This is a genomic window from Clostridium sp. HBUAS56017 (assembly GCF_007115085.1).
Classification (GTDB): Bacteria; Bacillota; Clostridia; order Clostridiales; family Clostridiaceae; genus Clostridium; species Clostridium cibarium.
Genome location: NZ_SULK01000015.1, coordinates 111756 through 125640, shown reverse-complemented (window position 1 = coordinate 125640; position 13885 = coordinate 111756). Strand labels below are relative to the sequence as shown.

12 protein-coding genes, 1 tRNA gene and 1 rRNA gene are annotated in these 13885 nt (G+C 30.6%); 11 read left to right on the top strand and 3 right to left on the bottom strand.

Annotation, left to right across the window (positions count from 1 at the left end; all coding sequences use genetic code 11):
• The 6 genes from FAY47_RS13775 to FAY47_RS13750 form a co-directional block, all read left to right on the top strand.
• Positions 1-81 (top strand): 23S ribosomal RNA (locus FAY47_RS13775); the annotation flags it as partial.
• A gap of 64 nt (positions 82-145) precedes the next feature.
• Positions 146-220: transfer RNA gene (locus FAY47_RS13770), tRNA-Asn, on the top strand.
• A gap of 179 nt (positions 221-399) precedes the next feature.
• Positions 400-1374, top strand: coding sequence for a polysaccharide deacetylase family protein (locus FAY47_RS13765; RefSeq protein ID WP_143317487.1), 975 nt, complete (start codon positions 400-402; stop codon positions 1372-1374).
• 225 nt (positions 1375-1599) lie between these two features.
• The gene (locus FAY47_RS13760) at positions 1600-2568 is read left to right on the top strand and encodes a polysaccharide deacetylase family protein (protein ID WP_143317486.1); all 969 of its coding nucleotides are present in this window, start codon (positions 1600-1602) and stop codon (positions 2566-2568) included.
• A 125-nt stretch (positions 2569-2693) separates the two neighbouring features.
• Positions 2694-4076, top strand: coding sequence for a TldD/PmbA family protein (locus tag FAY47_RS13755; protein ID WP_143317485.1), 1383 nt, complete (start codon positions 2694-2696; stop codon positions 4074-4076).
• A gap of 12 nt (positions 4077-4088) precedes the next feature.
• Positions 4089-5432, top strand: coding sequence for a TldD/PmbA family protein (locus FAY47_RS13750; RefSeq protein ID WP_143317484.1), 1344 nt, complete (start codon positions 4089-4091; stop codon positions 5430-5432).
• A gap of 51 nt (positions 5433-5483) precedes the next feature.
• Here FAY47_RS13750 and FAY47_RS13745 read toward each other — a convergent pair whose 3' ends face one another.
• Positions 5484-7349, bottom strand: coding sequence for an LTA synthase family protein (locus FAY47_RS13745; protein WP_143317483.1), 1866 nt, complete (start codon positions 7347-7349; stop codon positions 5484-5486).
• A gap of 196 nt (positions 7350-7545) precedes the next feature.
• On the opposite strand from FAY47_RS13745, the gene yedF reads away from it, so the two are divergent.
• Together yedF and FAY47_RS13735 are read left to right on the top strand one after the other, a co-directional pair.
• The gene (gene yedF, locus FAY47_RS13740; RefSeq protein ID WP_143317482.1) at positions 7546-8118 is read left to right on the top strand and encodes a sulfurtransferase-like selenium metabolism protein YedF; all 573 of its coding nucleotides are present in this window, start codon (positions 7546-7548) and stop codon (positions 8116-8118) included.
• 51 nt (positions 8119-8169) lie between these two features.
• Positions 8170-9132, top strand: a complete 963-nt coding sequence (locus FAY47_RS13735; protein ID WP_143317481.1) for an FAD-dependent oxidoreductase — start codon at positions 8170-8172, stop codon at positions 9130-9132.
• Here FAY47_RS13735 and FAY47_RS13730 read toward each other — a convergent pair.
• Together FAY47_RS13730 and FAY47_RS13725 are read right to left on the bottom strand one after the other, a co-directional pair.
• Entirely contained in the window at positions 9112-9684 is a 573-nt protein-coding gene (locus FAY47_RS13730) for a GDSL-type esterase/lipase family protein (protein WP_143317480.1), read from the bottom strand. The two genes, FAY47_RS13735 and FAY47_RS13730, sit on opposite strands and share 21 nt — an antisense overlap.
• A 3-nt stretch (positions 9685-9687) precedes the next feature.
• Positions 9688-10308 (bottom strand): RusA family crossover junction endodeoxyribonuclease, encoded by a 621-nt coding sequence (locus FAY47_RS13725; protein WP_143317479.1) that lies wholly within the window; start codon positions 10306-10308, stop codon positions 9688-9690.
• 192 nt (positions 10309-10500) lie between these two features.
• On the opposite strand from FAY47_RS13725, the gene tsaD reads away from it, so the two are divergent.
• From tsaD to FAY47_RS13710, 3 genes are all read left to right on the top strand, one after another.
• Positions 10501-11520, top strand: coding sequence for a tRNA (adenosine(37)-N6)-threonylcarbamoyltransferase complex transferase subunit TsaD (gene tsaD, locus FAY47_RS13720; RefSeq protein WP_143317478.1), 1020 nt, complete (start codon positions 10501-10503; stop codon positions 11518-11520).
• An 8-nt stretch (positions 11521-11528) separates the two neighbouring features.
• A complete protein-coding gene (locus FAY47_RS13715; protein WP_143317477.1) occupies positions 11529-12542 on the top strand; it encodes an alpha/beta hydrolase in 1014 nt (337 codons plus the stop codon).
• 100 nt (positions 12543-12642) lie between these two features.
• Entirely contained in the window at positions 12643-13848 is a 1206-nt protein-coding gene (locus tag FAY47_RS13710) for a trypsin-like peptidase domain-containing protein (protein WP_143317476.1), read from the top strand.
• The last annotated feature ends 37 nt before the right edge of the window (positions 13849-13885 follow it).

Below are 13885 nucleotides of genomic sequence, written 5' to 3'. Positions count from 1 at the left end.
AACACAAGGTTGATAGGTCAGAGGTGTAAGTGTGGTAACATATTTAGCTGACTGATACTAATAGGTCGAGGGCTTGACCAAATAAGATACAGGAATACAACAAGGAACTATGTGCAATTTTCAGAGAATAACTCTGAATAAATGTTCCGCGATAGCTCAATGGTGGAGCACTCGGCTGTTAACCGATAGGTTGGAGGTTCGAGTCCTCTTCGCGGAGCCATTTTTTTTATAGGTAATAGTGAAACTATTGCTTTTTTTTGTTGTTTAGGAGAATTTATTTAGTAAATTTGTAAGATATATTTATAATTTACATATGGAGTATGGAAATGAAAAGATGTATAATTATCAGTGTAAAGTAATTGATAATAAGAAGGATATACATGTATGGAGATGTATAAAATGAAAAAAAGAATTATAAACCAGAGAAGAGACAGATATAAAAAATTTACAAAGAAAAGAATTGTTTTAACTGTAGCCATTGTGGTAGTGATTATTGGAAGTGGATTTATTGGAAAAGTAAAGTTCGAAAGAGATCAAGATAAGATCTATACAAAAGCGGAAGTAGTAGAAGATTCTACAGCCAAAGATGGAACGAAAGTGGATAATAGTAGTAAGAAGGAAGCTTTAGAAGATAGTAATGGATATATATCATTAGATAAGGACCCAAATGCTGAAGATGTAATAACAGTGTTTCATACTACGGAGAAGCTACTAAAGAATGAAATACATTATCCAGTACGTACGGATGGAAAGAAAGTTGCATATTTGACTTTTGATGATGGTCCATCTACAACAAATACACCTAAGGTATTAGATATATTGAAGGAGAATGGAATTAAGGCTACTTTTTTTATAATGGGAAAACAGTTAGACAGTAGTGAAGAAGCAAAGAATATATTAAAAAGAACTGCATCAGAAGGACATGCAATAGGAAATCATACCTATTGCCATGATTATAATTATTTATACCCAAGTAGAATTATTAATGTAAATAATTTTATGAGTGATATAGAAAAATGTAATGAATCTTTAAAAAACGTTTTAGGTAAAGACTTTTCAACAAGAGCAATAAGATTTCCTGGGGGATATTGGTCTTGGGAAGGTAGAGGAAATATAAGACCTATAATTGATCAAGATGGTTACGCAATTATTGATTGGAATAGTTTATCAGAAGATGCTCAGGGAAAACCAAACAAAACTGCAGAAGAATTAGTTCAAACAACTAAGACAAATTTAGATAAGTTGGGACCAAATGCAGATAGTGTAATATTTTTAATGCATGACACTTATGGCAAAGAGGAAACAGCCAATTCATTGCAACAAATAATAAATATTTTTAAGGAAAAAGGTTTCGAGTTTAGAACAATTAAATAAAGAATATTTGAAGAAAAGTTATCTTGTAGAAGTAGATAACTTTTTTGTTTTTAATATGATATTATAGTAAGTTTTATAAGATAGTATAAAGTTTTTCATAAACTTAGGTTAAGGAAAAATTTATTAATAAGTTTGTAATATATATTTAATATATATTTGTAGAGTGTAAACCCATGAGGAGGTATAATTATTAGTGGTAAATAATACTTAAAGAGGTGTGAAAATATGGGGAAACATAGGAGAAGAAAAAGTAGCGTACAGCAAAAAAGAAATAGACGTGAAGAAACTAAAAAAAAGAAAGTTGTTTTGTTTATAGTAATCATAGTAGCTATTGTTGGTGGAGGATTTCTGGCAAAGATTAAGTTTGAAGGGGACAAGGATAAGATTTATACAAAGGCAGAAATAGTAGAAAGCTCTGAAACATCAAACGAGTCAAAAGTAGAAGAACCTATCTTGGACAATACAGGATATACAGCATTAGAGAAAGATCCAAATGCTGATGATGCGATTTCATTAGAAAAGATAGTAAGACCTAAGTCCTTTCCAGTGCGTACAGATGGTAAGAAAGTTGTCTATTTAACATTTGATGATGGACCCTCTACAACCAATACGCCTAAGATATTAGATATATTGAAAGAAAATAATATAAAGGCTTCATTTATGATAATGGGAAAAAATGCAGAGAAGTCTGAGGAATCAAAAGAAATATTAAGGAGAACTGTGAAAGAAGGACATGCTATAGGTAACCATACTTACGGTCATGATTATAATTACTTATATCCTTATTCGGGGAAAGTTAGAGTTTTAAATGTTAATAACTTTATGGGAGATGTGGATAAGTGTAATCAAACTCTAAAAAGTATATTGGGGAAAGATTTTTCAACTAGAGTAATAAGGTTCCCAGGGGGGTTTACTTCGTGGAGAGGTACTGATAAGATTAAACCTATTATGGAGCAAAAAGGTTACGCAAGTATAGATTGGAATGCTGAAACAAAAGATTCTGAAGGAAAACCAAAGAATGCAGATGAATTATTTCAAGTATGCAAAAAAGATCTTCAAATATTAGGGCCCAATGCTGATAGTGTTATTATATTAATGCATGATACTTATGGAAAAGGAGAAACTGTTAATGCATTGCAAAGGATAATAGATATGTTTAAGGAAAAAGGCTTTGAATTTAGAACAATGAAATAGTTATAAAAAAAATTTATCTTTAAATTAAGATAGATTTTTTTTTAGATTAATATTTGGAGTTAGATTAACAAAAAAATGGTATAATACTAATAAAATATATTAGTTTATGAGATTGGAGGAAAAAAATGATATCAAGAGACATAGCATCAACTATATTATCAAAGTGCCTTATTACAGGTGGAGATTTTGCAGAAATATTTGAGGAGGATTCCATTAGCAATGGAATTGGTATTATAGATAACAGAGTAGAAAATGCGCTAGGGGGAAGATCTTACGGAGTTGGTATAAGGATATTTAAGGGACTTAAGAGTGTATATGCTTATACTAATGACAGCTCAACTAATGGATTATTAGATACAGCTTATAAAGCAGCATTAGCTTTAGGCGAGTTGAAAGAAGAGAAAAGCATAATATTAAATAATATAGTAGAAATAAATAATGTGCATAAGATAAAGAAGTATCCCAATGTAGTAGGGTATGATAAGAAAATAGATATAATGAAAATTGCATATAAAAATGCAAAGGAATTTAATTCAGCTATCTCCCAAGTAAGTGTATCATACTTAGATAAAGATCAAAAAATACTTGTTGCTAATACAGAAGGTATATATGCTGAAGATAGAAGAGTTAGAACTAGACTTGCAATAAGTGCTATAGCATCAAAGGGAAATGAAAATCAAACAGGCTTTGAAGGACCAGGAGCACATAAGGGATTTGAATTATTTGAAGAAATAGATCCAGCATACTATGGAAGAGAAGCAGCAAGAACAGCTTATACAATGCTAAATGCAAAGAATTGTCCTGCAGGTAATATGATGGTGGCAATTGATAGCGGATTTGGTGGTGTAATATTCCATGAGGCTTGTGGACATTCGTTAGAGGCAACATCAGTAGCTAAAGGAAATTCTGTATTTTCTAATAAATTAGGTGAACAAATAGCATCAACTAAAGTTACAGCAATAGATGATGGAACAATTCCAAATTCGTGGGGATCAATAAACATAGATGATGAAGGAAATTTAGCTAGGAAAAATGTTTTAATTGAGAATGGAATATTAAAATCTTATATGATAGATAAACTTAATGGTAGAAGAATGGGCATGAGTCCAACAGGAAATTCTCGTAGACAGAGCTATAAATTTGCTCCAACTTCAAGAATGACAAATACTTATATAGCCAATGGAGATGATAAACCAGAAGATATTATTAAGTCTATGTCTGATGGCTTGTATGCGAAAAAACTTGGTGGGGGATCAGTAAATCCGGTTACAGGAGAATTTAACTTTGCTGTTTCAGAAGGGTATATTGTAAAAAATGGAGAAATTCAAGAACCTGTTAGAGGCGCTAGTCTGATAGGAAAAGGCAGCGAAGTATTAATGAATATAGATATGGTTGGAAGTAATTTACTTCAGTCTCAAGGCATGTGCGGGTCAGTTTCAGGTAGTATTCCAGTAAATGTTGGGCAACCTATGATAAGGGTTAAAAAAATGACAGTTGGTGGAAGATAGGAGGTAAAAGCTATGGAGTTCAAAGAATTTAAAGATTTATTATTTAGCAAAGCAAAAAAAGAAGGCTTTGCTGAATGTGAGATATATTTTAGCGATAGAGAGAATTTAAGTATATCAGTATATAATGAAGAAGTGGAGAAGTATAATTTAAATAAGACTTTTGGGCTTTCTTTTAGAGGAAAAATAAATGAAAAAATGGGATATTCATATACAGAAATTCTAGATGATGATGCTATTGATATGCTAATAAAGAATGCTAAAGAGGGAGCCAGCGCTATAGAGAGCGAAGATGTTCAATTTATTTATGATGGAGACAAAGAATATAGTGAAGTTAGAACATACTCAAAAGATTTGGAGAATATTGATGCAGAGAAGTTAATACAAATTGCTTTAGATATGGAAAAAGAAGCGAAGAAGGAATCTGATAAGGTCGTAAATATAGGTGCATGTAGTGTAGGTTATGGAAATTCATATTATGGGATTTACAACACTAAAGGGCTTGAATTAACGAACAAAGTTAATCTTTTTACAGCTTATGTAGTACCTATCATAGAAGTTGATGGTGAAAAATACGATGGTACAGGTTACGTAACGGCTAATTCAATAGAAGAAGTTGATGCGAAAAAGATAGCTAAGGAAGGAGTAGAGGAGGCTTTAGCTAGAGTTAATGGAAAATCATTAGAGTCAGGAAAATATAAGACTATTATTAATAATGAAGCAATGGTGTCATTATTAAGCGCATTTTCAGGAGTTTTTGATGGTGATGCGGCTCAAAAAGGACTTTCTTTACTAAAAGGAAAGGAAGGCGAAACAATTGCTTCTGATATTTTAACAATAGTAGATAATCCACTTTTAGATAATGGATTGGCATCTACTCCATTTGATGATGAAGGAGTAGCAACTTTTAAGAAGGAAGTTATATCAAAAGGAAAACTTGTTACGTTACTTCATAATTTAAAGACTGCAAATAAAGCTGGGATAAAGACTACTGGAAATGGGTTTAAAGGATCTTATGCATCTACTGTTGGAATTTCTCCTACAAACTTCTATATTGAAAAAGGTAGTGATACCCTTGAAGAACTTATTAAATATTTAGGTGAAGGATTAATTGTAACTGAGTTTGCTGGACTTCATTCAGGAGCTAATATGGTTACAGGAGATTTTTCTCTAGCAGCGAAGGGATTCTATATTGAAGGTGGGAAAAAATCTTATCCAGTTGAACAAATAACTGTGGCAGGAAATTATTTTGAGCTATTGAAATCTATTGAGAAGATAGGAAATGACTTGAAGTTTCCAATGAGTAGCGTGGGATCACCTTCGGTTATTATTAAAGAACTTTCTGTAGCAGGAGAATAGAGATAAAAAAGCTTTCCATAGGACTTATTCCTATGGAAAGCTTTTTGTTAGCTATTTATTATTATTAAAATAATCTGATCTTATCATTTTATCTGATAATTCTAATGAATTTTTCAATTGTTTTTCATCTTCAGCTGTAAGATCAATTCCTTTTACTGTTCCGTTTGTAATTATAGCATAGTTTCTATTAGTGTTTAAAAGATTTCTTCCAAGTGCAGTATTTTCGTACTTGCTGCTATCAATACCTAACATATAAAGTGCCGTAGGCATTATATCAATTTGTCCACCAATAGTATCAAATGTTTTACTCTGCTTTATATTTTTGTCATAAATTATAAATGGTACAGTTGGTTCACCATTATTAACATACCAATCTTCCTTATTAGTTAAACTATTAATGCTATGGTCATAGTATTTATGAACTCCAGTATGATCGCCAGTAATTATTACTGTTGTATTATCAAGAAGCCCTTCTTTGTCTAACGTACTTAAGAAGTTACCAATTTGAGCATCAGTGTAATGAACACTTTCAAAATATCCACCAAGTTCACTAGCATTAAGTTCATTATCAAGAGATAATTGTCTTAGCTCGGCTGGTAGGTCAAATGGCCCGTGGCTTGTTAATGTAATAGTATGAGCATAAAATGGTGAATTTAGTGCTTTAAGTTTAGGAACTACCTGTTCAAAATAACTCTTATCGCTAATTCCCATTCCAATTTGATCACTTATATCGAAGGAGAAGGAATCAACAAATGTTTTAAATCCTATACCACCTTTAAGTGCATTAGCATAGTTCCAGAATGAACCTTTATCAGGATGAATTGATATTGGATCATATCCTTGAGCTTCAAGAATCTTTGGTAAAGAATTAAAATTAGCATTTGGATATCTAAAGAATGTGCCACCTCTTCTAAGTGGAAGCATTGAAGTATTTATCATTAAATCACAATCAGAGCTTGTACCCTCGTTAACCTGTTCATAAATATGAGGAAAATAAAATCCTTTACTAATTATGTTATCAAGGTTAGGTGTGATTTTTTTACCATTGATTTCTTTGCCGATTAAGAAGCTTTCAAGTGATTCTACTTGTATAACAAGCAAATTCTTACCTTTAGATATTCCAGCATATTCATTGTCAGGTAAAGATTCTTTTTTCCAGCTATAGTAATCATTAATAGATGCTTTTTCTTCATCAGTAAGAGTATAAGGTCTTGAATCTTTGTATACAGTATAAAGGTCTTTTAAGTGATATCCAATTGAAGAAAAATACTTAGAAGTATTAGTTGGATCATAATCATCAAATAAATAAGCATTACTTACATCTTTGTTATGTAATACATCTAAATTAAAAGGAATATATCCTATAAATAACAATGGAACAATAAATGTAAAGCAAAATGATTTAACAGCTCTTTTTGGAGCTTCTTTATAACTTTTTCTTGTGAAATATACATATACACCAAGTATAATTAAGTCCAAAAATAGGATGAAATCATACTTACTTAACATAGATAAAACTGTACCACCTAAGTGATCAAGGTTAGCAGTTTGAGATAATATTAAAACTGAAGGGACTGTTAAAAATCCTCTGAAGTACATAACATCTAGTAGTGTTAATAATGTTATGAAAATATCTATTATAAATATAAATATTATTCTTCCTTTTCCTTTAAAAAGTAAAGAAAAACTTAAAAATAATAGAGCAAATGCTAAGTAATATGAAAAGAAATACTGAGATTTTGAAAGTCCTAGCATAAAATCAAAGTCATATGGATTATGGTTTTGTATAAAACTTTGAAGAACTATACCTTTAAAAATTATTCCGACAATAGGTATTAGAAACAATCCAAGTTTTATATATGTATGTTTTGTTGTTGAAATAAAATAATTTCTAATTTTATAAAGTAAGTTAAACATGAAACACCTCTCTTTAATAAGCATTAATAATTTTTAATCAATTATTAATTAACCTTTAACAATTATATTATAATTGATAGTTCCAATCAAACAAATTCAATAAAATAATTGTAAGAAATGTTTAATAAAATTGTAAAAATGATATAATTGTATAAAGATTAGTTTTCATAAGAAAAATATTGTACGAGGTGAGAGTATGAAGAAAATTGATTGCACGGGTCTTCAATGTCCTACACCTGTATCGAAGGTGAAAAAATATTTTGATTCAATAGGTGAAGGTGAAGCAATTGTCTTACTAGACAATGAGATAGCAAATGGGAATGTAACAAGATATGCTATGAGCCATGGTTATCATGTGGAATCTAGAGAAAAAGATAGTGTATATGAGGTAGTTATAGAAAAACGAGGATGTTTAGAAATTCTTGAAGAAGAGAAGAAAGTCTCTATCTTAATATCATCAGATAAATTGGGTGAAGGCAATGATAAAGTAGGAGATACATTAATGATGAGGTACATAGATGTGATTAGTGAAGAGGAAAAGTTGCCTACAGCTTTAATATTTCTGAATTCTGGGGTTAGATTAGTATGCGAAGGTTCTAAAGTTATAGAAGGAATAAAGTTGTTAGAAGAAAAGAGAGTTAAAATATATTGTTCAGCAACATGCTTAAAAGATTACAAATTAGATGATAAGTTATTAATAGGTAAAAGAGTGGATATGACTGAAATTGTTGAAATTATGAATTCAGCAGAGAATCTTATCAAATTATAGATTTACATAAAATTTTTTAGGATGCTTAATGTGTTATAAGGAGGAAGCCTAATGGAGCAATATGATTTAATTGTCGTAGGTGGAGGAATTTCTGGCATGACAGCAGCGTTGACTGCTTTAGATAAAGGTATAGATAGAGTATTAATATTAGAAAGAGAAGAAGTATTGGGGGGAGTTCTCAACCAATGCATTCATAATGGGTTTGGTGAAAGTTTTTTAAATGTTAGTGTAACAGGACCTGAATATATAAGTTTAGTTGAAGAAAAACTTAAAGAACATCCAGTGGATATCAAACTACAGGCGAACGTATTAGAGATAGAAGAAAATATGTTAGTAAGATATGTATCACCAGATGGAGTAATTAAAGTAAAGGGGCAGACAATAATTTTAGCTTCCGGCTGCAGGGAAAGATATACAGGAAATATTGCTATACCAACAAATAGTTTTACAGGTATATATACAGTTGGAAATGCACATAGAACAATAGTTCAAGAAGGATATATGCCTGGAAAATATCCAGTAATTGTTGCAAATAGCAAATGGGGAATAATACTTGCAAGAAGGTTTGTTATAGAAGGAGGAAAGATCCAAGGGCTAATAATAGATGAAAATGAAAATTTTAAGTTTGATGAAGAAATGAAAGAGCTTTTGGAGGGATTTAACATTCCGGTTATTAACAATCATAAAGTGATAGAGGCATTAGGGGAAGAAAGAATAGAAGAAGTAAAGATAATGGAAAATGGTACAAATACTATCACAGATGTTCCATGTGATTGTCTTATACTTTCAGTAGGATATTTTCCAGAAAAGGATGCTATTAAGAATTTAGGGCTTGAGGTTGATATGTATACAAAAGGTCCAAAAGTTAAAGAGTATAAAACATCTATTGAAGGAATATTTGCTTGCGGAAATTTGATTTATGGTGTAAATGCTTTAAAGGAAAAGGATATATGTGGATTTAAAGCTGGAGAAAAAGCAGCAGAATATATAAAATCAAAGAGTAAAAACTTTTAGAAATTCATTTAGCATAATATTATTTCCTAGGGAATTAAGATGAATTCCGTCAATAAAAATATTCTTTCCTATGTTATCAAAAGTTAACTTATAGAAATCTATGTACTTTACTGAATAGTTTTGGCATAAATCTATTAATTCCTTTCTTAAGATTGGTAGAGAATTTTTACAATGAGTATAATGAGTAGATGGCATAAATAAGTTTTCAGCCATCTCCTTTATTATGCATGGAGGAATTCCTATAATTAGATTTTTACCAAGTGAATCTTTTATCATCTCACTAATATTATCTTTAATTGAGGAAATAGATCTTCCACAAAGTAAATCATTTGTTCCACCCATAATAAAAATGTAATCGGGATTTAAAGCTATTACATCTTCATAAAATCTATTAAGTATTGAAGGGGTGGTATCTCCATTAATCCCCTTATTTATTATTTCTAATGGTAAATTTTTAGATAAGTTATAAACCCAGGAATCTTTTTTGTTAACCCCATATCCAAAGGTTATACTATCACCTATTAGTACAAGTTTTTTATTCAAAAGAATCATCTCCTAATATAATTTTTTAAAACAAGTATTACAGATTAATGTTTTCCCTTTGTCTGCTGTTATAAATTCATTAAGGTTAACTACTTTATTACATATGCTACAAGTCTTTCTGTTTTCAGAGTTTATTTCTATTTTTGCTTTAGTTTTAGGGGCTGTAATATTTCTTTTTAAGGAAGTATATATTTTTTTTTCTTTTTTAACATTATTCTTTTTTATTGAATAAGAAATGGAATAATCACTTTCTCCAAATAACTCTAACTCAAATCTAGGGTTTTCTTTGTCATAGAATTCTTCTACAGTAATACTTCTAATCTGAGCATCATTAACAATAAGTCCACTTTTTTCAATGCCGTCGAAAATACTTTTTGTGATATTAATAGTATCAGGATGGCGTTTTTCGCTTTTATAATATACTTTTAGTATTGCGATTAGACCTTCTTCTAATATTATATCAGGGTTTTGAGATCTTGCTATATAAGCAATTTCTTGTTCATAAAGTGCATATCTATCATGATAACTACCAGAATTAGATGGAAGTATTGCTCTTTTATTATCATTATGTAATTTGAAATTGGATTTAGTTATAGGTGATCCTAAAACAATAACTTTGGCATATGTTGACATAATAAATTATCTCCTTAATGTGTAAGTTAAAATTTACAATTAAATTTTAATGGATTCTTTATAATAAATTAAGAATCTTATATAAAATATACTCTATAATTAAATTATGTACAAGGCAATCCATTGATATGGAAACTTATATAAAGTATAATACTTAGTAGTTTAAAAATAGAAAAATGAGGGATTTGTATAATGATAGGGAAATTAATATTATCCATAGAATCAAGTTGTGATGAAACTTCAGCTGCTGTAGTTAAAAATGGTAGAGAGGTTTTGTCAAATGTAATAGCATCGCAAATCGATACGCATAAAAAGTTTGGTGGAGTAGTTCCAGAAGTTGCTTCTAGGATGCATATTGAAGCAGTGGATGGTGTTGTTAAGGAAGCACTTCTAGAAGCTAATGTTACATTAGATGAAATAGATGCAATAGGTGTTACTTATGGACCTGGATTAGTTGGTGCACTGTTAGTAGGGTTACAATATGCTAAAGGATTGGCTTTTGCATCTAAAAAACCGTTAATTGGAGTAAACCATATAGAAGGGCATATATGTGCAAATTACATTCAACATAAAGATCTAGAGCCTCCTTTTGTGTCTTTGGTAGTTTCAGGAGGACATACATTTATAGTTCATGTGAAGGATTATGGAGTTTTTGAAGTATTAGGACAAACAAGAGATGATGCTGCTGGAGAGGCATATGATAAAGTAGCAAGAGCTATAGGACTTGGTTATCCAGGTGGTCCTAAAATAGATAAACTTGCTAAGGAAGGGAATCCTATGGCTTTAAATTTTCCAAGAGCAAATTTCCATGAAGATACTTTAGATTTTTCTTTTAGTGGTTTAAAATCATCGGTATTAAATTACTTGAATAAGGCAAAAATGCAAGATATAGAAATAAATAAAGCAGATGTAGCGGCATCTTTTCAAAGAGCTGTTGTTGATGTGTTAAAAGATAATGTATTTTTAACTTGCGAGAAGAAAAATTTAAAAAAGATTGCAATAGCAGGGGGAGTTGCATCCAATTCAGCTTTAAGAGAGGCCCTTATAGATGAAGGAAATAAAAAGGGAATAGAAATTTTATTCCCAGAGCCAATATTATGCACAGATAATGCAGCTATGATAGGATCGGCAGCATATTTTGAATTGATACATAATAAAAAATATTCTTTTGATTTAAATGCAAAGCCTAATTTAAAGTTAGGTGAAAGATAGGTGGGAAAATGAATCTTATACCAGAGTCAAACGGTTTAAAAAAGATTAATATGAAAAAAGAATTTAGCAAAAGTCTATGGATAAGAAATGTTTTTATGGCTGTTTTAGGAATATTTATTCTCGGATTTTTATTTCAAACAGTAACTGATTTTATTGGAAATGAAAAAATAAGTTCTAGGCTTAACTATGCAAAAATTGAAAGTAAAAAAATGGAGTATAAAACTGGTGGAAGTGGAGATTATACAATAGTTTTTGATGGAGCCATTGGAGCTAATCTTTATGAATGGGATAAAGTCTGTGAAAAAATACAAAGTCAACTTGGGGTAAAAACTTTTGTTTACAATAGAAGAGGATATGGATTTAATGAAAGTTTAGATGGAGAAACTCCTAATAAACAAGCACAGAATTTAAAAATACTTCTTAGAAAAGCTGGAGTATCAGGTAAGTTAATTTTTGTTGGAGAAGAATATGGTAGTTTAGTAGCTACAAACTTTGCAAAACTTTATCCTGAATCAGTGCAAGGGTTGGTTCTTATTAAACCATTTTTAGAGGATACTTTAAAATCGGATGAGTTTAAAAATGAACTTAAATGGAAATATTATAAGAGTAAGTTTGAGAGTATAGGAACTAGATTTGGTTTAACTAGAATTTTAGATAAGCTAAATATGACGATAAAAGTAGATGGGTTTGAAGAAAATTTGTCTGATGGGGCGGATGAGGAATTTAAAGTCCATAAGAATCAAAAATCATATAGAGATGCTATAAGTAATGAATTGAAGAACTTATTTACATATAGTGATGATTCTCAGCAAACTGGGCTAATAGCAGGAAAACCTTTATATATAATATCAAATGATGATAATAATTTACTATCAAGGTTAGGAACAGCTGATTACACAACTCAATATAAAACTGAGTCAGATAATTCGGTAATTTCATTAACCGATAGTACTTCTGTAGAGAATGCAATAACATATGTTGTTAAAGAAGCACGTAGAATTGAAAAAAAATCAAATAAATAATGAACTCATAGTTTTTGGGTTATTATGACATATACTTGTCACAAATTAATAATATACTCTTAACTATAGAAAATAAATTTATTTAGGAGGCAGGTATTATATGTATAACGGAAACGATAATAACAATTCATATAACAATAATATGGGTGGTATGAATAATAATTTTAATTTTTCAAGAGAAGATTTTGAAGAAAAGAGAAAGAAAAGAAAAAAGAATGCCAAAATAGCAGGAGTAGTTGTAGGAGCGCTATTACTTACAATTACTAGTGGCTTATTAGGTGGAGTTGTTACCTATAAGATTATGGCTAAAGATAAAGTAGTTGGATCAACATCGTATGCGGCACCTGAGTTTACAAGTGCTTCTGAAGGTTCATTAACTGCATCTCAGGCTTTTGAAAAAGTAAAGCCAGCAGTAGTAACAATTTCAACTAAGAGTATACAATCAACTAATAATGGCTTGTTCTCACAAGAAGTTGAAGGATTAGGGTCAGGGTTTATTATAAATGAAGATGGATATATTCTTACAAATAACCATGTTGTACAAGGAAGTGATGATGTAAAAGTTCTTCTAAGTGATGGTAGCGAAGTTTCAGCTAAGGTTATAAATACTGATCCATATGAAGATTTAGCTATGATAAAGCTTGCTGATGGGACTAAGGTTCCTGGAGTTGCAGAACTTGGTGACTCAGATGCTTTATATCCTGGAGAAGATGTAATAGCAATAGGAACACCATTATCAAAAAGTTTTGCTCAAACAATGACAAAGGGAATAGTTAGTGCAGTAAATAGAGATGTGGAATCAGAAAGTGGAACTAGTATTAAGGTAATTCAAACAGATGCAGCTATAAATGCTGGTAATAGTGGTGGGCCATTAGTTAATACAAAAGGACAGGTAATTGGAATTAATTCTATGAAGATGGGATCTGCGGCAGCAGGGTCACAAGGAAGTTCCATAGAAGGAATGGGATTCTCAATTCCTATAAATGAAGCGAAAAGTAGATTGGAATCTTTATCAAAACCAATTATAAGCTTAGGCATAAAGGTATTTGATTTAACTCCAGAACTAGCTAAGAAGTATGATTCTCCAGAAGGAGTATATGTAAAAGAAATAAGTGATTTTTCACCAGCAGCTAAAGCAGGAATGAAGCAAGGTGATATCATTATTAAGTTCGATGGTACTAAAATAAAAACAGGAAAAGAATTGAATGAGTTAAAAGAAAAGAAGAATGCTGGAGATAAGGTTAAAATCACAGTATCAAGGGACAAGAAAGAAGTTGAACTAGAAGTAGAACTTGCACAAAAGTAAATGGTTTTATAGTATAATAATATTAACTATTCCAAAT